General features: G+C 39.4%; 13 protein-coding genes. 5 read left to right on the forward strand and 8 right to left on the reverse strand.

Going from position 1 to position 21,361, the window contains the following annotated elements:
* Positions 1-147: 147 nt before the first annotated feature.
* Positions 148-972: a tetratricopeptide repeat protein gene (locus tag FC093_RS05510; RefSeq protein ID WP_137260752.1), complete on the reverse strand. Its 825-nt coding sequence runs from the start codon at positions 970-972 to the stop codon at positions 148-150.
* Positions 973-1,028: 56 nt separating this feature from the next.
* Here FC093_RS05510 and FC093_RS05515 point away from each other — a divergent pair, with 56 nt between their 5' ends.
* A complete protein-coding gene (locus FC093_RS05515) occupies positions 1,029-1,496 on the forward strand; it encodes a hypothetical protein (protein WP_240743206.1) in 468 nt (155 codons plus the stop codon).
* Between the two features lie 1,046 nt (positions 1,497-2,542).
* Here FC093_RS05515 and FC093_RS05520 read toward each other — a convergent pair.
* Both FC093_RS05520 and FC093_RS05525 read right to left on the reverse strand, forming a co-directional pair.
* Positions 2,543-3,622: a cellulase family glycosylhydrolase gene (locus tag FC093_RS05520; protein ID WP_137260753.1), complete on the reverse strand. Its 1,080-nt coding sequence runs from the start codon at positions 3,620-3,622 to the stop codon at positions 2,543-2,545.
* A gap of 60 nt (positions 3,623-3,682) precedes the next feature.
* Entirely contained in the window at positions 3,683-4,501 is an 819-nt protein-coding gene (locus tag FC093_RS05525) for a phytanoyl-CoA dioxygenase family protein (RefSeq protein ID WP_137260754.1), read from the reverse strand.
* A 132-nt stretch (positions 4,502-4,633) separates the two neighbouring features.
* Between FC093_RS05525 and FC093_RS05530 the strand changes: the two genes are divergently transcribed.
* From FC093_RS05530 to FC093_RS05545, 4 genes are all read left to right on the forward strand, one after another.
* On the forward strand, positions 4,634-5,500 hold the full coding sequence (locus FC093_RS05530; RefSeq protein WP_170971004.1) for an AraC family transcriptional regulator: 867 nt from the start codon (positions 4,634-4,636) through the stop codon (positions 5,498-5,500).
* 165 nt (positions 5,501-5,665) lie between these two features.
* Positions 5,666-9,220, forward strand: a complete 3,555-nt coding sequence (locus tag FC093_RS05535) for a VCBS repeat-containing protein (protein WP_137260756.1) — start codon at positions 5,666-5,668, stop codon at positions 9,218-9,220.
* Positions 9,217-10,563: a vanadium-dependent haloperoxidase gene (locus tag FC093_RS05540; protein WP_137260757.1), complete on the forward strand. Its 1,347-nt coding sequence runs from the start codon at positions 9,217-9,219 to the stop codon at positions 10,561-10,563. Before FC093_RS05535 ends, FC093_RS05540 begins: the two co-directional genes overlap by 4 nt.
* A gap of 365 nt (positions 10,564-10,928) precedes the next feature.
* A complete protein-coding gene (locus tag FC093_RS05545) occupies positions 10,929-11,888 on the forward strand; it encodes a family 43 glycosylhydrolase (RefSeq protein WP_137260758.1) in 960 nt (319 codons plus the stop codon).
* Between the two features lie 552 nt (positions 11,889-12,440).
* On the opposite strand, the gene FC093_RS05550 is transcribed toward FC093_RS05545, so the two are convergent.
* The 5 genes from FC093_RS05550 to FC093_RS05570 form a co-directional block, all read right to left on the reverse strand.
* Positions 12,441-13,766 (reverse strand): McrC family protein, encoded by a 1,326-nt coding sequence (locus FC093_RS05550; protein WP_137260759.1) that lies wholly within the window; start codon positions 13,764-13,766, stop codon positions 12,441-12,443.
* Positions 13,766-15,871 carry an McrB family protein gene (locus FC093_RS05555; protein ID WP_137260760.1) on the reverse strand — a complete coding sequence of 702 codons (2,106 nt, stop codon included), beginning with the start codon at positions 15,869-15,871 and terminating at the stop codon, positions 13,766-13,768. The genes FC093_RS05550 and FC093_RS05555 overlap by 1 nt, the downstream gene beginning before the upstream one ends.
* Positions 15,872-15,978: 107 nt before the next feature.
* The gene (locus tag FC093_RS05560; protein WP_137260761.1) at positions 15,979-16,587 is read right to left on the reverse strand and encodes a hypothetical protein; all 609 of its coding nucleotides are present in this window, start codon (positions 16,585-16,587) and stop codon (positions 15,979-15,981) included.
* Positions 16,588-16,592: 5 nt separating this feature from the next.
* On the reverse strand, positions 16,593-17,792 hold the full coding sequence (locus FC093_RS05565) for an AAA family ATPase (RefSeq protein WP_137260762.1): 1,200 nt from the start codon (positions 17,790-17,792) through the stop codon (positions 16,593-16,595).
* The gene (locus tag FC093_RS05570) at positions 17,789-21,355 is read right to left on the reverse strand and encodes an Eco57I restriction-modification methylase domain-containing protein (protein ID WP_137260763.1); all 3,567 of its coding nucleotides are present in this window, start codon (positions 21,353-21,355) and stop codon (positions 17,789-17,791) included. The genes FC093_RS05565 and FC093_RS05570 overlap by 4 nt, the downstream gene beginning before the upstream one ends.
* Between the last annotated feature and the right edge of the window lie 6 nt (positions 21,356-21,361).

Here is a 21,361-nt window from a genome sequence, read left to right on the forward strand (position 1 = left end):
TTGTGATTGGTGAGTGGTGAATTGTCAATGGTGAATTGTGAATGTTGTAAGTTGGTGAAAGGTCAAAGGTTAAAAGTGGGAATGAGCTGTATCTTCAAAACTTTTCGTGAACCTGTAACCCCTATACTTTAAACAATATTCAACCATTTATTCTGCTCCCAACCTTTTCAGTGCCTGCCTTGTTTCGGGCGACTCTTTATCTAGTGCAAGCGATTGTTTAAAATAATATACGGCACTGTCTTTTACATTCATCATCTCGTAGCAGCGCGCCATCCAATAGTAGGCATCGGAATACAAACGGTTCACTTTTACCGCCAGACTAAACACATCCAATGCCTGTCGGTATTGTTTACTGTCAAAATAAATTAACCCTTTTTCAATATATGCCTCCATATAGGTATAATCGTTTTGAATACATTGGTCAAAGAGGTTTAATGCCAACTCTTTCTGTCCAGTGCGGGCATTATAAACGCCGGCAATAAAGGCACATGCCGCATCATAGCTACGACCTAAACCAAGCTGGCGTACCTGGTTGCATATAAGCAGGCTACGTGGATTTTTTTGTTCGGCATAAATATTAGCCAGGCTTAGCATTGCATCGGCAGAGGGATATACTTTAATGGCATTAGTATAACTGGTAATGGCATTGGCGGTATCTTTTGCATCTTCTTCTATCTGTGCCTTGGTGTACCACAAACCGTAGTTGCCGCTGTCTTTTTTAATAAGCGTATCCATTTGCTTTAATGCCGGAGCATACGCATCTATGCTATCTAATGCAATGGCTAACTGCAGTCTTATTCCTACACTATCAGGGTGTTGCGCTACCTGCTGTTGCAGAGCCAGCACTTCGGGTGGCAATGTTTTTTCTTTTTTATTATCTCCAGAAGCATCGCCAGTAGTAGTGTTGCTATCGTTTTTACAACCTACAACAGTGCAGAATAATAGTATAGCATAAAAAAAATATCTCTTCATACTGCAAAAATATACGGTGTCGGTGTAGCTTTGACTTAAACAAAAACCAAAAACGAATGAACGGAGACTTGTATAGCATTTTGCTGCACGTGCATAGCATAGGAAGATGGCTATTGCTGCTGTTATTAGTAATTGCCATTTTCAACAGTCTGATTGCAGGCAGACGACCTTACATAAAAAGCGATGCACGAACCGGCTTGCTGCTTACCATTGTAGCGGATATTATGCTGCTGGTGGGGCTGGCACTGTGGTATTGGGGACCCAAAGGTTATAACCTGATTGTAGCTGCGGGTGGTATGGGCAATGCTATGAAAGACCCGGTTACCCGCTTTTATGGTGTAGAGCACATGGCTGGTATGCTGATAGCTATTATACTGCTACATATTGGTAAAGCACAAGGCAAAAAAGCCATTAGTGACAAAGCTAAACACAACCGTACAGTAGTGTTTTATGTTATTGCGCTCCTTATTATACTGTTATCTATTCCCTGGCCGTTCAGAAATATTGCCGGTGGCTGGTTTTAATGTTGTGTAGTTTCGTATTTATATTAAAAAAATTTGGAAAAAACACCTGCGTGGTGTTTTTTCTTTTTTGGCTATAATACCATATTCAATTAAGTATAAGGATATACGTTTAGCTCAAATTCCTAAGTTTCCTGCTTGTAGCTTATATCAGGTACGTTTTTTAACCACGGATAAAAGAAGTTAATACATGGTGGAGCACAGCAATTAATTACATCCTCATCATCAGCAAAACATCAGGAGACATCCTGAGTCTTTCTTCGTCAGTCAACATCATAATTGCATGGAAATAAAAAAGCCACTGTAAAAACAGCGGCCGTTGCTAACCTATGAAAAACACCATAAAACTTGTAATCCTTATTGCTTGAATAACTGATGTAAAAATAAGCACCTGTTCTCTTTAAAATACAGGCACAGCTTAATTATAAGGCTCATTTAAACGCTTTTCAGCCCTATTTAATATTGCACTGTAAATTGTAAGCGATTTTAAATTATTCAGCAGTATAATGCACCGTTTTACGCCTGTACCTGGAGGCTTTAGGGATAAAAAATATTTTTCTTATCTGAAGGAGTAAGGAGCAATCGGCACTTATCGCGTGCAAAGCAGGGTAGCTATAACGTTGCACGCATTCGCAGCAGGAAGGAAAAGCTGTAAAAAGACGGATAATTAATTATGAGGTTTTACAGCATTTAATGAAATGGCATGATATGCGTTTAGCCAGATTTCTAAGCCTCCTGTTTACAGTTTGAGGCTTACTGCGAATAACTTATCTAAAATTTGTATTATTCCGGCATAACATAAAAAATGCGAAGTCATTACACCATAAGTGTTCAAAACCTGGGATATTAAGGTTTTCAGCTCGTCATTGCGAACGGAGTGAAGCAATCTGTGAGTTGTAGAAAAATCAAGATGAGCCATCAGGCTTTGATTTACAGCTAAGCATAGACTGCTTCGTAAACCCGCAGTGACGATATTATTCTACTTTCAAATATAAAATTCATGTTTCGAACACTTATTGTCATTACTCTTCGCATTGCATTTTCAACACCTATTTTACCTTCTCCAGCGTGTACAGCCTGATGCTGTCAATCTCCGGCTGTCGGTAAGGTGTAAAATCAGGCTTGTATAAGTCGTGCTGCCATACAGCAGGTGGTGGGTCGCCTGGGCGATGCCCCCAGGGTAAATCCGTTTGTGTTTTTCCATTTACCAGTCCCCAAAGCATACAACCTACTTTTTCATTATAAAAAATGGGAAGATTATCGGCAATCACAGAACGATTAGGGCGGTTCATCCACTCGGTGCAGATAAGCGGGCGATTGTATTGCTTTAAATCATTAATCATCTTAACCAAATCATTCTTATTGCCATAATTATGAAAAGTAATTATATCCGACGCTGCCAGCGCAATATCATTTAACCGCTTGTTATTATTCCACACATCCACCGTTAAAGGCTGCGACGGATGGACCTTTCTTGCCGCTGCAATTACTCTTTTAAGCAATGGCAAAGTAGTAGTGCCCAAACCGCCGTTGGTAGGCTCATTATACAAATCCCACAGCAGTATTCTATCATCATTTTTAAACCGGCTAATAACTGCGGTTACATAGTGTTCCAGCTTTGGATAAGTAGTGCTATCCACCACCATGCTGTGCCCCGGACTGGGCGACCATGCCCACGCATACCAGCCTTTCAGCGGTTCCGGCTGCTTGCCAATTTTGGGATCGGAGTTGATGCCAAAAACGCAATCATCAAAGAGGGCAGGTACAAACTTAATCTTGTGTTTGGCGCAAATACCCATAAAGGTATCGAGCGTTTTTAAAAAATACGCCGGATCATCGGCATACACGGCGTATTGCAGCACAGCCCGCAATACATTCATGCCGTCTGCCTGCGCCAGTGTTAGTTCCTTACCAATCGCTACCGGGTCGAAGCTGGTTTTATCCCACATCGCCGTGTAATTGATAGCATATGCCGGAATGTAATTGAACCCGCAATACCAGGGCTGACTATTATACCAATTCCACGCTTTCTGCTGCGACCAGCGGAGGGTGGAGTCTTGTGCAAGTAATATGTTGTTTATAGAAGAAAAAAGGAGAAAAAACAGGCAAGCAATCGTTTTATTTTTCATGAAATAGGTTAGAAACGTTTCCAAATGCTTACAGATTTCCACATCCTGCCGGCATTTTAATTATAACACCAGCGGGTTGTGCACCGATGCAGCTTTCTCACCGGCTTGTAAACCGCCCAGCCATACCTGCCGGTCATTTTCCTGGTGTTTATTTTTGGGCTCCGTTACCTGGGCACCATCAGCAAAATAAATAATGGTCATCACTTCCCTGGTAATATCTTTCGATTGATTACCCGGCGCATTATGCAGGGTCCAGCCATAGTGAAAGGTTGCATCACCCGCATTCATTGTTTTAGCGCGGGTTATTGGAAAGCCTTTGTCTTTTACAAATTTCTCCAGCACAGCTTCCGAATCGTCACTGATCTCAATGTTCTCCACAAAACCTGCATTTTGTGAGTTGGAAGCAAACGTGAGCATACCCATATCTTCTTCTATATCTATCAGGGGCATCCACATCGTTATCGTATTGGTAGTGCTTAATGGCCAGTAATACTGGTCCTGATGCCAGGGCGTAAAGCCGCCACCCGGCTCTTTATATAAGGCCTGATCGTGATAGATGCGTACGTTTTCTACACCTAATAAATCAGCAGCTATTTTGGCAAAACGCTTAGCCAGCGTAAACTTTCTTACATTTTTGTCTACCTCCCACAAATTCATAATTTGCAGAAAGGCTTTGCCATATGTATCACGCTCTTCCAGTGCTCTTTTTTCTGTATTGTATTTGTAAGCCGCTTCGTTAATGGCATTGCGGTAAGGCGGCACTTCTTCAGGGCGTAACACACCTTTTATCAAGGTGTGTCCTTTTCGCCTGAAGTCTTCTACTTGTTGTGGAGCAATAGTAATGAAATCATCTAAGGATGGCAAGCAATCGGTAAGCATATGTGTAGCTTTTATGGCAAAGCAAACTAAACACATGAATAGCGCTAAAACAATGCAGCTTTTGGCAATTTTATGGCAAATATTATCCAAAAGATATATCTTGCCCTGCAATCACAACAATATATTCTATATATGAAGCCCGCTTTCGAATCGTTAAGCGCATTTAAGCTGCATTCTTTTTTAGTGAGAAAGTTTGAGGAAAAAAGCTTTTCGGCACCGTATCATTTTCACCCCGAATACGAGCTGACCTTTATATTATCGGGGAGCGGTAAGCGGTACGTAGGCGCCAATATGAATGATTTTTATCCCGGCGATTTTGTATTACTGGGCGCTAACCTGCCACACTGCTGGAAAACGGAGCAAACAATGGAGCAGGAAAACTCCAGCTCTATTGTGGTGCAGTTTAAAAAAGAGTTTTTGGGCACTGATTTCTTTAGCAAGCCCGAAATGGCAGGCGTACTGCAATTATTACAAAAAAGCAGTAATGGCATACAGTTTACCGGCAATGCAGCGCTGTACAAAAAGAAAATGCAGCAGTTGTATGGGGAGAAAAATAGCTGTAGAAAAACTATTCTCCTGCTCGATTTGCTGCATGAATTATCCATTACCAAAAAGTATCAATTACTTGAAAAACAACACAACCAAACCGCGCTTTCGCCGGCGGAACAGCAAAGAATCCACATTGCCATGGCGTATATTGTAGAGCATTTTAAAAGTGATATATCGCTTACGGCGGCTGCTTCGGCGGTGAATATGGCGCCGCAATCGTTTTGCAAATACTTTAAAAAACTTACCCGCAAAACATTCATGGAAGCGGTAACGGATTATCGCATTGACTACGCTGCACAGCAACTTATTCACACCAGTCATTCCATTTCACAAATTGGCTTTGATAGCGGCTTTAACGATATTTCCAATTTTCATAAAACCTTCAAAACACGTATGCAGTTAAGCCCGCTGAGCTATCGAAATACCTTTTTGCAAAAGCTAAATGAATGAGTAGCTTTACTGCTTTTCAGGAAAAAAAGCATCTTTACAAAATGCTAAAAATTGTACATTTAAACAGGATAGCCATCTTGCACAATTAACTTAGCGCAATCGTTTGTCCATTTCAAGTTTTTCTTTTAATAAAATAAAACGGTAATAAGCCTGCCTATCAACATCATGTTACGTTATTCCATACTGCGCTCCTGCTTGTTGCTACTGCTTTCTTTATTTTTCCTTACCGGTAAAACACAAAGCAGCAATACACTTTTCAGGCTGTTGCCCTCTTCGCAAACCGGCATTGATTTTAAAAATATATTGACTGAAAGTGATACGCTGAATATTTTAAACCAGGCAAATATTTACAACGGCGGCGGTGTAGGCATCGGCGATTTCAATAGCGATGGCTTGATGGATGTGTACATGGCCGGCAACATGGTTTCTAACAAATTATACCTGAATAAAGGTGCCATGCAATTTAAGGATGTAACGGATGCTGCGGGCGTTAATGGCGATGGCAGATGGGGCACCGGCGTAGCAGTCGTAGATATTAATGCAGATGGCTTGCCGGACATTTATGTGTCTTGCTCTTTTCGCAACGATCCCAACCTGCGCACCAACCTGTTGTACATCAATCAGGGCGTAAATAAAAACGGCGTGCCTGCATTTAAAGAATCAGCAGCGGCTTATGGCTTGGCAGATACCGGCTTTAGCACACAGGCGTATTTTTTTGATTACGATAAAGATGGCGACCTTGATATGTACCAGGTAACCAATGAATTGTACGACCCAAAAACGCCTATCAAATTCAGACCGAAAGTAAAAGATGGCAGCGCCAAAAATACCGACCGCTTATATCGCAATAACGGTGATGGCACTTTTACCAACGTTTCCAAACAAGCAGGCATTACAATAGAAGGCTGGGGACACGCCGCCTGCATTACCGACATTAATATGGATGGCTGGCCCGATGTGTATGTGGCAAATGATTTTGTATCGAACGACCTTTGTTTTATCAATAATCACGATGGCACTTTTACCGACCGCCTGGACGATTATTTTAAGCATACCGGCTGGAATGCAATGGGCACCGATGCGGTGGACATCAACAATGATGGCTATATAGATTTCATCTCACTCGAAATGTTGCCCGAAGATAACCTGCGTAAAAAACGCATGTTGAGCGGCAACGAATATTACAACTATACCAATAGTGCGAAGTATGGCTATGAGCACCAATACGTGCGCAATGTGTTGCAGTTAAACAGCGGAACTACGCCGCTCGGCCATCCCGTATTTAAAGATATTGGCTTTATGGCTGGCGTATATCAAACCGACTGGAGCTGGTGCCCGCTGGTAGCCGATTTTGATAACGATGGCTTGCGCGATATGATTATTACCAATGGCTTGCCACGCGATGTAACAGACCTGGATTATGTGGAATATAACAACGGCCAGGGCGGCAGCGGCGGTTTATATACCTTAGCAATGACCGATTCGTTGCCCGTTGTAAAGTTGCCTAATTATGCCTTTAAGAATAATGGTGATTTAACCTTTAAGAATACTTCCAAAGACTGGGGGCTGGATTTGCCTTCGTTCTCCAATGGTGCGGCTTATGCCGATTTGGATAATGACGGCGATTTGGATGTAGTGATTAACAACATCAACGGCAATGCGTTTGTGTACGAAAATACGTTAAATGGTGCGGGACAAAAAAATGCAGCCCACATTCTTACCGTAGCCTTTAAAGGGGAAGGTAAAAACACGGCTGGCATTGGTGCCACCGTGCGTATGTATTACGGCAAAGGTTTGCAGCAGGTATATGAGCATCACCCTACGCGCGGTTATTTATCTACCGATGATCCGCGGGCCCATTTTGGTTTAGGTACCGTTACCCGCATAGATTCTCTGCGCGTGCAATGGCCGGATGGCAAAGAGCAATTGCTTACCAATATTAATACCGGCCAAACCATTACCCTCTCTTACAAAGATGCTGGTAATGGCATTGTTGAACACGCACCAACACCTTTGTTTATTAATGCTGCAGCAAGCTATGGCATTCAGTTTAAACCTAAAGAAAGAGATTTTGTAGATTACAATATACAGGCAACCTTGCCGCACAAATTAAGTCAGTACGGGCCGGGCATTGCCGTTGGCGATATTGATGGCAATGGGTTTGATGATTTTTACATTGGCGGCACCTCCGGTACGCCGGGCGTATTTTTTATGCAAAATGCGGCTGGCAAATTCACCCTTGATTCTTCACGCTTTACACAAAAAGATGATCCTTTGTACGAAGATATGGGCGTGCTGTTTTTTGATGCAGACAACGATGGCGACCTCGACCTATACCTCGTAAGCGGCAGCTACGAAATACCACCAAACGACCCCATTAGTCAGGACCGGTTGTATATTAATGACGGCAAAGGCATATTTAGCAAAAGTACCGATGCACTGCCATCGGAACGGGTAAATGGCTCTTGCGTACGCGCCGCCGATTTTGATGGAGATGGCGACCTTGACTTGTTTGTAGGCGGCCGGGTGGTATCCGGTGCTTACCCGGGCACGCCGCAAAGTTTTATCTGGCGCAACGACGGCGGAAAGTTTACCAATATAACGGCTCAATACTGCCCGCAACTGCAACATTCCGGTATGATAACCGATGCCTTGTGGAGCGATTTTGATAATGATGGAAAAGTAGATCTGGTATTGACCGGCGAGTGGATGCCCATTACTTTTTTAAAGAACACCGGCAGTTCTTTTGCCGATGTATCCACTTCTACCGGCATTCTCGACCATTTTGGCTGGTGGAACAGCCTTGCAGCCGGCGACTTTGACAACGATGGCGACATAGATTACATAGCCGGTAATCTTGGGTTGAATACCAACTATAAGGCAACGCCTGATGAACCAATGACTATTCTTGCAAAGGATTTAGACAAAAATGGCTCGCTCGATCCAATGGTATTTTGCTATATGAAAGCGGTGGATGGCACCATGAAAGCCTTCCCCATGTCAACAAAAGATGACCTTGTTGCGCAAATGGTTTCCATCCGTAAAAAATATCCGACTTTTAAATCGTATGGATTAGCAACGATGGACGATTTGTGGGCAAAGCCCGACCGCGAAGGCGCCATCATGATGCAGGCAAATGATATGGCTACAAGTTATATTGAAAATTTGGGCAATGGACAATTTAAAATAAAACCGTTACCGCTTGCTGCACAGGAAGCACCGGTGTATGGCATGATAAGCCGCGATATAGATGGCGATGGCAACCTGGATGTGTTGATGGTGGGCAACGACTACAGCATGGACCCATACAGTGGCAGGCACGATGCATTAATGGGCTTGTGCATGAAAGGTGATAGCAAAGGAAATTTTACTCCCATGACGGTAGCACAAAGTGGCTTTTTTGTAAACGGCGATGCAAAAGGATTAGCCGTTATCCATACCGCCAAAAAGGAAGATATTATTGTGGCTACGCAAAATGCGGATAGTCTTGTAGTATTTAAGCATAATGATGCATTGGACGATGAAAATCTCAGATGGGTAACCCTAAAACCCGATGATGCTTTTGCTGAAATCACTTTAAAAAATGGTGGTAAAAGAAAGATGGAATTTTACTACGGCTCCACGTATTTATCGCAGTCTTCGCGCATCATTCCAGTAGATAAGAACATAGCTACAATAACCATTACTAATTATAAAGGTGTAAAAAGAGAAGTGTTATGAGGTATGTGCTTTGTATTATTTTAATGACAGTTTGCACTTTCGCTTACAGCAGGGAAGGAGCAAAAAACTGGAAGGCTAAAACTGAGAATGCCGACTATATTCATCGTGCCATTAAAAAAGTAACCGATATAATGGTGTACGATATTTATTCACCGCCGGTTGCCAGCCGCACGTATGCTTACATCACTGTTGCCGGCTACGAAGCGGCCATAAATGCAGACCCAAAATATGTATCTTTTGCAGGGCAATTGCAGGGTTTAACGCCGGCGCCCAAGCCTGATAAGAACAAGCAATACAGCTTTACATTAGCTTCTGCATATGCTATTCTTACAGTAGGCAAAAGCCTGGTGATTTCCGAAGGAAGAATCAATGCTTTTCTGGATGAATTAACTAAAGAATTTAAGGATGCTGGCATGCCCGATGAAGTGTTCAACAATTCGGTGGAATATGGCAAAAAAGTGGCAGCGCATATTTTGGATTGGGCTGCCAAAGACAAGTATAAAGAAACGCGTGCAATGGCAAAATATGCCGTGCGCGATGATGATCCCGGTGCATGGAAACCCACACCTCCGGCTTACATCAAAGCCATTGAGCCTAACTGGAATAAGATGCGCACTTTCCTCATGGATTCGGCACAACAGTTTAAACCTAAACCAGCTACTTCTTTTGGTTTTGATAGCAGCAGCCAGTTTTATAAAGAAGCCCTAGCGGTACGCAATGCAGTTTCGAATATTACAGATGAGCAAAGTGCCATTGCGCAATTTTGGGACTGCAATCCTTTTAAAATGAATGTAAGAGGGCATGTAATGTATGCTACCAAAAAGATTTCGCCCAACGGGCATTGGATAAACATTACGCGGATAACCTGTAAAAAAGAAAATGCTGACTTAGTACGTTCTGCGGAAGCGTATGCCTGCCTCGCGGTTACATTAGCAGATTGCTTTATTAGTTGCTGGGATGAAAAATATCGCAGCCAGTCCATTCGTCCCGAAACCTATATCAATCAATACATAGATCCGGATTGGACGCCGCTATTGCAAACACCGCCTTTTCCGGAGTACACCAGCGGTCATAGTGTAGTATCGTCTGCTGCGGCAGTGGTACTTACCAAATTATTTGGCGATCATTTCTCTTTTGTTGATTCTACAGAGCTGGAGTTTGGATTGCCGCCACGCACATTCCGGTCCTTCAACGATGCGGCCCATGAGGCTGCCATCAGCCGTTTTTATGGCGGTATTCATTATATGCCGGCTATCACCAATGGCTTTGAAGAAGGCACCGGTATTGGCCAGTTTGCCATCAATAAACTAAAAATGCGAAAAGAAGAAGTGGCGAAGAAATGATTGGGATGCTGCTGATTTACACCTATCAGCAGTGCCATCATTCAGCAAATACCGCCAGACAATTTTATTAGCTAAAACAAACACTCCAACAACTATAATCCATCTTAGAGTAAGTGGCGGCGAAGGCCCGGACAACACGAGGTCTCATCGAAGATAAACGCGCGGAGCGATCGGGTTGTCCTTGAACTTTCCTGTCTGCCGACAGGCAGGTTTGTTACTTTTTTCTTTCAATGCCTGTCACGCAAAGCGTGAAGAAAAAAGTTAGACAAGAACTATATGTATGAAATCATACCTTCAAACACCACTGTACCTGCACCCGCAAAAAAATTGTATTATATCTTTAGCCACTCTAAAACGGCTTGCCCATGATGAATCGCAGAGAGAGCTTAAAAGCTTTATCGCTCAGTATTGTATCACCGGCTGTTATCCCAAACATCGCCGTGGCATTAGCTAAAAATGCCACTAAAAAAGAACCTGTTTACACTGCCTACCTGATGGCGTTTTTTATGGAAAACGATCAAAAGTTATACTATGCTTACAGCCGCAATGCGCAGGACTGGACGGCATTAAATAACCGCAAATTCGTACTGGATGCAAAGGTGGACTTGCGCGATCCATACATTGCGAGAGTGAAAGACACTTTTCACCTGGTGCATACGCATGGCTGGGATCATACGGATATTTTTCACTGGCAATCCAACGATTTAATTCACTGGGAAGGTGGACCAATACAAGTGGTGAACGATGATAAAAAGCGGGCATGGGCACCGGAATTTGTGTTTGTGGAAGAAGAAGAATTGTTCTATGTTTTCTGGGCATCGCTGCACAATGGTTACAATGCTATTCATTATATCACTACGAAAGACTGGAAAAATATTACACCTGAAAAATCTGCTGTTTATTACGACTTGGGAATAGATGATATTGACCTTACCATTACTAAGCACAAGGATTTATATTATGCTTTTCACAAGCCCGGCAGTTTACAAGACAATATGGGCATTGGCATGATGATATCGCCTGCTTTGAATCCTAAGAAAGAAGGTTTTGCTTTTGGTAAAAAGGGCAGTGGTGCCGAGCCATTACCCAACATGGTAAAACCTATAGAAGGACCCGAAATTGTTAAACTGATAAACGAAAATCAATGGCTCATTTATGCCGATCCTTTTTTCAACAATTTCATGGCATGGGAAACGAGCGACTTTATGCATTTTACAAAAGTGCCGGTGAGTGCGCCGCGCGGCTCCAAACATTGCAGCATACTGCCCATTACCGAACAGGAGTTGAATTTGTTGTTACAACAATATCCGGTGTGGCATCCCTGATAGCCGGCAGTTGCCTACTTTGCCCATGTAGGGGCCATAGCTGCCATCTTCGGCAGCAGTTACCGCTTTTCTGCTTTCCTTAGAGGTGATAGGGACACCGGCAGCAGGCTTGGGCTTGCTATTGCGGGTAGTTATTTCGCCGTATATGGTACTTCACTGTGCCTTCTTCTATGGCAGCGATCATCCTAAGAAGGAGTGCGAGAGCCTTTGTAAACATATCCTTCCTTTATTCTATTTTGCTGCAATAGACGCTCCGTATAAATGCTTCTACTACCAAAATCAGGAATAAAAGTTTATGGAAAAGGGAAAGGCTATGTAGAAAGGGGCTGGTTTAAGTAGTATATGCTTGCTGGCCAATTGTGGTATTTCGGAACAAAGTAGTAAAGTTTGGGGTAGATTAGCGAAGTTGGGAAGATTGTTGGGAGTATAAGGGTCTTCCGATTAAGATATGTGGCCGATAAAAGGTCTGAGCCCCGTCTTTACCTTAGTCTTCCAGGTGCGCTATGCTAACAGATGAAAGAACGGAAAAGAACGAGGAAAATAAAATCCATATTACTTCATTTTAATTTTATTTATAATTTTTTTCCCAAACTCCTTATCCAATTCACTTTTGTCTAAAATACTAATCGTTAGGGCAGAACATAAACTTCCAAACGCTTCAAGTTTATTATAATCATAATATTTACCACTGGCAAATTCTTCCTTTAACGCAGGATAAAGCAATATACTTCTATCACACTTCCAAAAAAGATTATATACAAACATCTGTTTTAAATCTTCATCCGAAGAGGTAAGGTCTTGTAATATCTTCCACTTGGTATCAACTACAATTATTTGTTCTGCTCCGCCTTCTTTATGTTTCAAAACAATATCCGGTCTTATTTTTTTGCTGTAATTGCTGTTATCCGGTTTCCAGAAATTAGATGATTGCTGGCGATGTACAGTTATATTGGTAGTAGCTTCTTCTTTCTTCAATCGCCTGTACACAAACTCTTCCCACAGCTTATTCATATCAAATAATATGGCAATCACATTTTCGGTGCCGCCGGTAATATCCGGACGATAATTGAGCAACAACATTTTGCTGATGAGCAGGGCTTCTTTGTAACGTTCTGTTTTTCTGTCAAATTGAAGATGGTAAAACGTATCGGTATTGACCATACAGTTCGTTACTTCGGGAAAGTCTAACAGCAACCTGCTTACTTTATCCAGCAGGTAAGTGTTGTTGCTGATGGTTGGAATGAGTTGTACCGTTTTATAGATAAGCTGGTTGTAAATATTGTTGCGGTTGTATTCGGTATAGCGGATATAGAAGCGTTCTCCGTGTGTACTGTTGTAAGCTATTTGCTTGGAGAATTGTAATTGCCCTTTCAAAGCAGTTTGATTGCCCTCTTTCTTTTGATACTTTTTTAGCAAGCCTTCATGTAGCAGCCGCTCGGCTTCTTCTAAAAACAATTCTATGTAAATATCCAGTATGGAATTGCTACGCAGATTAAGATTAGCATAGTCAACATGATTTACTTTCAGAAGCCTGCATTCTTTAAGCATTTGCAGCAGTACATGATGCCATTGCTGCTTTTCCCTGGATATTTTCTCTTCTAACTGTTCAATACTTTTATTGGCAGCGGTGGTGTTACCTTTATCTACCTTGGGCAATATTTCTACGGTAAGATTACCTGCCTGTATTACACCTACATAGTTGGTAAACTGGATGCCGTTTTTAAGAATGCGGAAATACTCTATCCTGTTTTCTTCCTTTTTATTTACGTTCTCCAGATAATTGCACAGTGCCGCCCAGTGCTTTTGTTTAAAAGGTTTTGCATTATCATAATACAGCTTTTCAAACTCCGAAACCCGTATGATGTTTTTGGATGGCATTATTCATAAATGGATTTAAAGGCTGCTGCTTCTAATGCAAATGGATCAACCAAAGTGTAGATAGTTTTGCCTTCGTAATCGTTGGCGGTTTCTTCGCTATCGGTAAACTTAGCAAACAGGCTTTTATTTACTTGTACTTGCTCAACAAAACTTTGTCCTAATACCAGTCCAATCTTTGCATAATTGTTATAGAAATACTCCTGTAAGAGTGGTAGTATCTTGTTTTTAAAAGCATGCTGCAGATCGCTTAAGCTATATACATTCATCAGCCAGGCATGTCCGATAGTATGATCTTTACTTAACAGAACCTGAAGCCGGCTGTTTATTACACTCAACATCTTAAATAAATTAACACCAGTAAAAGTGAACTCATCTAATAAAGCTATCTGTTGAAGGTTCATATCTTCCTCTTCCATTTTGTACCATGCTCTTTCTATTGCTTCTTTATGCCCCTCATCAACACCAAAGAAGTTGTAAAATTCCCTTTCTCTTTCCTGAAACATCAAATCTTTCCAATCATCATCTTTATACTTCCATAAAAACCACCATAACAAATGTTTAGTATCAAGCAATTCTGGTTTTGGCTCCATTGCTTCAAATACAAATCTTCTTCTTAAAGCTGTATCCAATGCTTCCACACTTCTATCTGCCGTATTCATAGTACCTATAATAAATAAATTAGAGGGTACTTTAAATGGCTTTTTACTATAAGGCAACACAACTTCTAATTCCTCCTTTTGTCCTCCTCTTTTATCTTCCTCTATTAGTGTTATTAACTCACCAAAAATCTGGGCAATATTGCCTCTGTTTATTTCATCAATAATCAGTACATAATTTTTCTTCCGATTATCTACTTCCGATTTTTGAAAGCCTTTATTCTCTAGTATTTTATGGAGAATCATTTCTTCGTAAGATTTGTATGTTGGTTTTTTATTTTGAAATAGCACTGCTGCTAATTCACTACATGATACGCTTAAATTGGTCTTTTTATCTCCCGCCTTAACAACGATTGAATCAGCAGTATTTCTAAAAAGTTCAAATGAGTAATTTTCTTTTGTTTTTAATACTACAGGGGAAGACGATTCGGTATGCTCTGGCAACGTTTCAGAAAAATTATAATAATAGTCTTCAAATAATTCTCTTGTAAGGCTATTCTGAACATTATCAATGGTAACAGAATATTGAATAGAGCGATTTGCTTCCAAACATATTTTCTTAAAAATGCCATCTAATACTTCATAATAAACAGATCCGGATTGTTCTGGCTTTACAGGTTTGATGCCTTCTATAAAATCTTCATAACTCATGCTTTGATGAAAAGTGCAAAATGCAATCTGCCCATCTGTTTTCTCAAAATCTTTTATTAATAGCTCATTAAATCGTTGTTTAAGCTTTTCTCTCTCATGCTTGTTTTCATCATAAAATGCCTGATCAGCAATTTCAATAGCTCGATCTATAGTGTGGTATGTTTTTCCTGTGCCTGGCGGTCCATAAAAAATGCAGTTCAAAGGCATGTTGTTTTCTTTAATTGTTTTTTGCTCCCTTCGCTCCGGTAAGTTTGCGTTTTCTACAAGTAAATTATACAACTCTTTATATGCAGGTTGTAAACTGGTGATGAAGGCGGCACTTAAATCGATGAGGTATTTCCAGCTTTTATCAAGTACTTGTTGAGAAGGCACAATCTTTACAATGTCGGAATTATTTTCATCGCCTCTTCTTTCATAGTATTGTTGCCTCTTTTTATCTGCTTCCTTTAAACCTACAGTATCAATTTTGATGACGAAGTTGTTCCTGTGAATACCCACTGTGTAAGCAAGTATGCCTTCCTCTTCACTATCTGAATCGTGATATATTTTTCCCCATTGATAGTCTTCAAATCTATTTGCTTGGTTGGTAGGCTTTAGTAATATATTAATGATACCATTAGGGAAAATTTCATGTTGTGTTTGCTCAGCCCAATACTTTACTTTATTGTATGTTTCTTTTAAATAATCATAAGTTTGTTGGTGTTCAGAATTGTCTTTTTCTTTTGGCTGTTTAGCAAACTTTGCTAATTGAGTGAAATCTTCTTGGGTAAAGAATTGAGGTGCATTTTTGGCTTCCATAATAACTAAAAACTTTAATAATGGACTTTATACAATGAATTACTTAAACTGAGTGATAAGATATATTTAAGCAAGCAATAATTGAGGGCAAGCAAACTGCTAAAACATTAAGGGCAGATTTCTTCAATACTATCTTTGAAATATTTGAATGAAGAATTATTGGCAGCAGTTCTATTGAAATCAGGAAACGCCTTAACTATTTGCAGATTATGGTCGTAGTCGTTGTACTTTATTTTGTTGAAATGGTCTCTTAAATATCTTTTTATTCTGTTTTTGGGGTCTGTTTGTTCGGCAGGTGTAGCATGATCTCCAATATTTTGTAAAGCGTGATTAGTCTTGCTTCTTATCCAATTCATAAAACCTCTGCTATCAGCAATCATCCAGCTTTCCATCATTTCATCAATACAACACAAACGAATTTGCGTCATATTAATACCTAATTGAGTTAATGCAGTTGTTAAAGCAGCAGTGTCTGTTTCGCAATTTCCACCTTCACCCCAACGAGGTTTTTTATCCCAAATAATAAAAACAATATCACATCCATTTTGTAATAATGTTTGTGCCACTTCGGGTGCCTCGTTCATTAACCTTTGTTTATTTACCAGTGTTTCCGGCTTTTCAATTTCCAAATCCTCACACAATTTTTTGGCAATGTATGGATATACAGCAGCATCAGGACCTGCGGGCTGGCATTCAAGTATCATTCCTATCTTCATAAGTATTATCTTGTTAGTTTACCCATGGTATATAGCTTTCCCGGAGAAAACTTCTCTTTCCATATGTTCAGACTTTCTTCGTTTTCCGGTATGTGGAAGTAACTTCCTTCATTTGCTTTTTCTGCTACAATCAAACTTTGTATTGGTACTAAATCAAGGAAATAAGGAGAATGGGTTGTGACTATTACCTGCATAGTTCTGTCTTCAACCACGTTTTGTATTTCACTTATTAGTAATCCTATGGTTCTCGGGTCAAGTCCGTTTTCCACTTCATCAATGAATAATACGGAAGGAGGTTCAGGAGTTTCAAACATGGCAAGCAAAGCAAGTATTCGCAAAGTGCCTGAAGATAGTAGCCACCCTGGAAGTGCTGGGCTGCCTTCTTTATCCTCATACATCAACACTTCTATTTCCCGGTTAAACGTTTCCTGCTCGTGCGGCTGGAGATCATTAAGATAAGGAAGTACAAACTTCATTTTTCTTATGATACTATCAAGGTATTCCTGACCTTGCCCACGTAGCCAAAGTAAATATTCAGCTATGTTTCTTCCTTCGCTACCTAACTTAATATTTACCATTCTGCTGCTTAATACGGGTTTTCCCATATCATGCGCGTTTAGGGATAAAAACTGCCAGCTTTTTACATATTGCTGAAAATGGAGGAAATCAACAGGAAGCATGGGCAGACCTGCCAAGCCTAAGACTAACCTGTTTGCTTCATACTTAAATTCTAATGGCGTACTTTGATTAGCAGGATTAGTAAAAAACGCTAAGTTTTCACCAGTTTTACCTATAACATCTGCAATATATACCGGTGAGCCATTCAATAATAGTTCTTCATGTTCTACTACATAGTAGTCATTATTTCTACTCATGTTGAAGCGCACCAGATACTCGTATTGCTTTTCTTCTACAACCACTTCAAAATATATGGAGACAGGCGAATAAAGTTTCCTGAATCCAGATTCTGTAATATTTTCCTGATCTAAAAAGGCATTATAATTTCTTATCTTATCCAATCCACCCCAATCATTAAAAGCTTTGGTTAAATCGGCATTTACTGCATTTTGTAAAAGTTTCAAAGCCTCTAAAATGCTGCTCTTACCGGTGCCATTATTGCCAATAAAAACTGTAAAAGGCTGTAAGGATAAGCTGACAGGTCTATAGATAGCTTTAAAGTTTTCTATGTGTACCCGTTGTATCATACTTCAAGTTTGAAATGTTTGTTTTGAATATTACGGTATTCATTATGAATACCATTTCGTTCTTTGCTGCTTAAATCAGAAAAGCTATCTAATACTTGCAGCATTTCTTCTTCAGTTAATCCATATAAATGGAAAGCTAAAGCATCAATTTTATTCTCCCATTTTATAGTATCAATCTTATTATTTCTTAATTGAAGGATATTTTCAACAAGTTTAATAATGAATTCATATGATTGCTTTTCATGTAGTTCAATTAAATTAATTCTTTTAATTGGAAAAGGTTTTAAATAATCAGTTTTAAATCTAAAATATCCACCACGTAAAATATTGCCAGTTGCTGATAAATAAAAGAATAGCAATTTTGAGTTTAATATTCCAAGAAAATACTTCAAATCCTCAACAATCGTACTTTTTAGTGATAAGCCATAAATTGTAGTTGTATGATAGTATTGTCCTTTCTCATCAATTGTTAATTCACTTCTATTTGCAATATCTGGGGTTAAAAGTTTTCTATTTGCAAATTCAGTCAAATTTTTAGGATATATATAAGCATAAAAACCTTCATGTCTCATTCTGCCTTTTTCTCTGTTCTCAAGTTCAATTCTATTATTATTTAAATATTTCCAAGCTAAAGGATAGCTGATTTTTATACAATCTTGATCCATTAGTCGGGCTGTTCCATCTATTATCTGGTAAGGAAAAATAACAACATGTTTGTTTTGAGGCTTTTCATATCGCTTAACATCTTTGCCCATAAGAAAAGGTTTTACTATCCCTTTTTCTATTTCAACACGTTCTCCTAAAGAGTTAGAAAAGCAAGTATAGTTATTCTTATTTTCTGAAAGTAAGTCTAATACATAGACCTCATCTAAGCTCGTTTGTAGACCAACAAAAATCTTAGCAAAGACATCTTTTAGTCTATCTGGTTGTTGCTGTAATTTTTCCAAAAGCTTTTGTCTTTGGCTATCTGTAAGTATCCAACTATCTGCTGTTAGGCTTTTTACATTGATTTTGCTAAATTGATCATTACTTAAACTTTGAAGAAAGTCACCTAACTCTTTTAATGAAGGAACATTTCTATCTAATTGCTTGTAAAAAAAGCCATTTGCATCCTTTTTAAACCACTGTAATCCTGTATAAGTTGATACATTAAAGACCTGAAAGGCTCCAAAAGAGACTATTCGGGAAACATAATTTCCTTCTAACATGATTTTTCTCAGCCCCTCACCAAAAGCAGCATTTGTCCATTTAACAGGCATTATATAGTTTAATATTCCCGTATCTTTTAGAAGACTTAACCCTTTTTCTACAAATACAACATATAAGTCAAACGAACCGGTAGCAGAATCATAATCTTCACTTAGCATATCAGCCATAACCGGATTATCATTTCTAATTCCCTGTATTCTCAAATAAGGAGGATTTCCAATTACAATATCAAAACCACCTTCCCGAAATACATCCATGAAGTACAAGTGCCATAAGAAATAAGGTTTATTGTTCGGCTTCATTTCCTGCAATTCCTTACTTGCAACTGTCAATGTCTCTAATTCTTGTTGATGCTGATGCAACTCTTTTAGTTTGCGTTTATCAACACTGTTTTCCTTACCTCTAATCAGCGTTTGCAATTCCTCTTTTCGCTTATCTATTTGTTGGCTAATAAATTCTTTTTCAAAAGCATCAATCTTTTGCTTTATTTCTCTTTTTTCAATTGCATTATTACTATTAAAATATTTTTCTTCCAATTCAGTTAAACCAAACTCCCTGACACCTTCTTTAGATTGCAGATATTCAGCAATTGTTATTTGTGGTTTTACAACATTGCCGAACAAATCCGTTTCTTTTACCAGTTTTACTTCAATTCGTTTTGGCTCAAACTTCAGGTCTATATGGTCAAAGCGCTCAAATAAACTATTCCCCTGCATTATCTTGTAATCAAGATTAGGTAAGGGTTGTGGTTTTTCTTCGTCAACTACCAACGCCAGCCAAAAGCGTAACCGAGCAATATCAACAGCACCACTTTCTATATCTACACCATAAATGTTGTTTTGAATGATGGCTTCTTTTAGATTGGCTCTGTCTTGTGTTAATGCCAACGCCATTCTTATTCTAAATATAAGTTGCAGCATACCCATTGGAAAAGCTCCGGAACCAATAGCAGGGTCACATATCTTTACATCATGCAGTAGTTTATCTATTCGCCTTGCATTCTTAACGATAAAGTTTCTTTTATCAGTAAGATCTTCTATATAGGTGTTGAGCAGAAAACTTTCCAAAGCTTTAAAAGCAGGGCTATCTTCCTCGCTGCACTCCGGTATATGTGTTCGCAAATATTGTAATAAGCTTTGCTGACACATGTACTGTACAATTTCCTTTGGTGTATAAAAAGTTCCTTTCTCCCTGTTTTCTTCCAGGAGGTTTTCAAAAATATGTCCCAGCATTTCCGGGTCAATACCTACTTCGCTGTCATAAGGGTCATTTTCGTCTATTGTAAAATTGTATTGCTCAAAAAAGTCAAATAAATGTGTGAAAAACTCAGTTGGGAAATCCAAATCATGCTCATAAGAAATATCACGGTCAAATAAGCCACCATTCAAATAAGGCACTCTTGTTAAAGATTTTTCTGAGGTTACTTCGTCAATTAAAACCGGAATGGAAAAGATATTATTATCGCGCTTTGTATTCAGCGTTTCAAAAAATAAAATGCGTAGGCATTGACTGTGGAAATGTTCTTTATTATCGTATCCTTTAAAAAGCAGGTGCATAAATCTTTTTTTACCCTTTTCCCATATCTCTTCATTTTCTTCTTCATTTGCTAATATCGGGCAACCCATCCAACCTTTCTTTTGTAGGAAATGCAGAAATACAATGCGTCCCATCAATTTCTTTACAAAGTCGCGAATAGGCTTTTGCTTTTTTTCTTCCTCTGTTTCCTTTTTGTCTATAAACAAACTGTAGTAGCTTGGATTCTCAACTAAATATCGTACGCCTTTCAGATAAAAATCTTTGTACTTTTTAAAGAACTCATCATTAAGCTTTTCAACTGAGAATGCGGCATATAAATCATCAAGTTTGATTGGTCTACCTTGTAAACTATGAAAATTTTTAGCGGCGGTTCTGCATACTTCTCCTTCTCCAAACAGGTAAGTATACCGTTTGGGGTCCGTAACTTTCTTCTCACGTATGCCCGTTTCTTTATTAGTTTCCCTAATCTCACTAACATAACTGAAACGCCATATTTTATCTTGATTAAACACAATCAATGCGGCATCTACATCTTCTTCGTATATAGGTTTTAATAGCTGTCGCAATCCAACTTTATTATACTGTAGTTTTACTTTTCTGTTTATCTGCACTTCAAATATACCCACGAGCCTTCCTTCAATAGTTTCAAAGCTACCTAACTCAAATGCTTTCGCATTCCAATCGTTAGGAGTAACACCAATTGTTTGTGGTTGTAAGTGTAACCGTTTTACACCAAATATTTCAATTAAAATCCGCTTCCAGGATTCTGGATTAAACTCACTTTCAAATATGCGTTTTAATTCTTCTGCAGATAACATTATAGT

Origin of the sequence: Ilyomonas limi (genome assembly GCF_005233845.1) — a bacterium.
Lineage (GTDB): Bacteria > Bacteroidota > Bacteroidia > Chitinophagales > Chitinophagaceae > Ilyomonas > Ilyomonas limi.

What these genes read in the sequence shown, in the direction of transcription:
- FC093_RS05510 (WP_137260752.1), bottom strand. Translation starts at nt 972, where the DNA reads ATGAAGAGATATTTTTTTTATGCTATACTATTATTCTGCACTGTTGTA.
- FC093_RS05515 (WP_240743206.1), top strand. Translation starts at nt 1,029, where the DNA reads ATGAACGGAGACTTGTATAGCATTTTGCTGCACGTGCATAGCATAGGA.
- FC093_RS05520 (WP_137260753.1), bottom strand. Translation starts at nt 3,622, where the DNA reads ATGAAAAATAAAACGATTGCTTGCCTGTTTTTTCTCCTTTTTTCTTCT.
- FC093_RS05525 (WP_137260754.1), bottom strand. Translation starts at nt 4,501, where the DNA reads ATGCTTACCGATTGCTTGCCATCCTTAGATGATTTCATTACTATTGCT.
- FC093_RS05530 (WP_170971004.1), top strand. Translation starts at nt 4,634, where the DNA reads ATGAAGCCCGCTTTCGAATCGTTAAGCGCATTTAAGCTGCATTCTTTT.
- FC093_RS05535 (WP_137260756.1), top strand. Translation starts at nt 5,666, where the DNA reads ATGTTACGTTATTCCATACTGCGCTCCTGCTTGTTGCTACTGCTTTCT.
- FC093_RS05540 (WP_137260757.1), top strand. Translation starts at nt 9,217, where the DNA reads ATGAGGTATGTGCTTTGTATTATTTTAATGACAGTTTGCACTTTCGCT.
- FC093_RS05545 (WP_137260758.1), top strand. Translation starts at nt 10,929, where the DNA reads ATGATGAATCGCAGAGAGAGCTTAAAAGCTTTATCGCTCAGTATTGTA.
- FC093_RS05550 (WP_137260759.1), bottom strand. Translation starts at nt 13,766, where the DNA reads ATGCCATCCAAAAACATCATACGGGTTTCGGAGTTTGAAAAGCTGTAT.
- FC093_RS05555 (WP_137260760.1), bottom strand. Translation starts at nt 15,871, where the DNA reads ATGGAAGCCAAAAATGCACCTCAATTCTTTACCCAAGAAGATTTCACT.
- FC093_RS05560 (WP_137260761.1), bottom strand. Translation starts at nt 16,587, where the DNA reads ATGAAGATAGGAATGATACTTGAATGCCAGCCCGCAGGTCCTGATGCT.
- FC093_RS05565 (WP_137260762.1), bottom strand. Translation starts at nt 17,792, where the DNA reads ATGATACAACGGGTACACATAGAAAACTTTAAAGCTATCTATAGACCT.
- FC093_RS05570 (WP_137260763.1), bottom strand. Translation starts at nt 21,355, where the DNA reads ATGTTATCTGCAGAAGAATTAAAACGCATATTTGAAAGTGAGTTTAAT.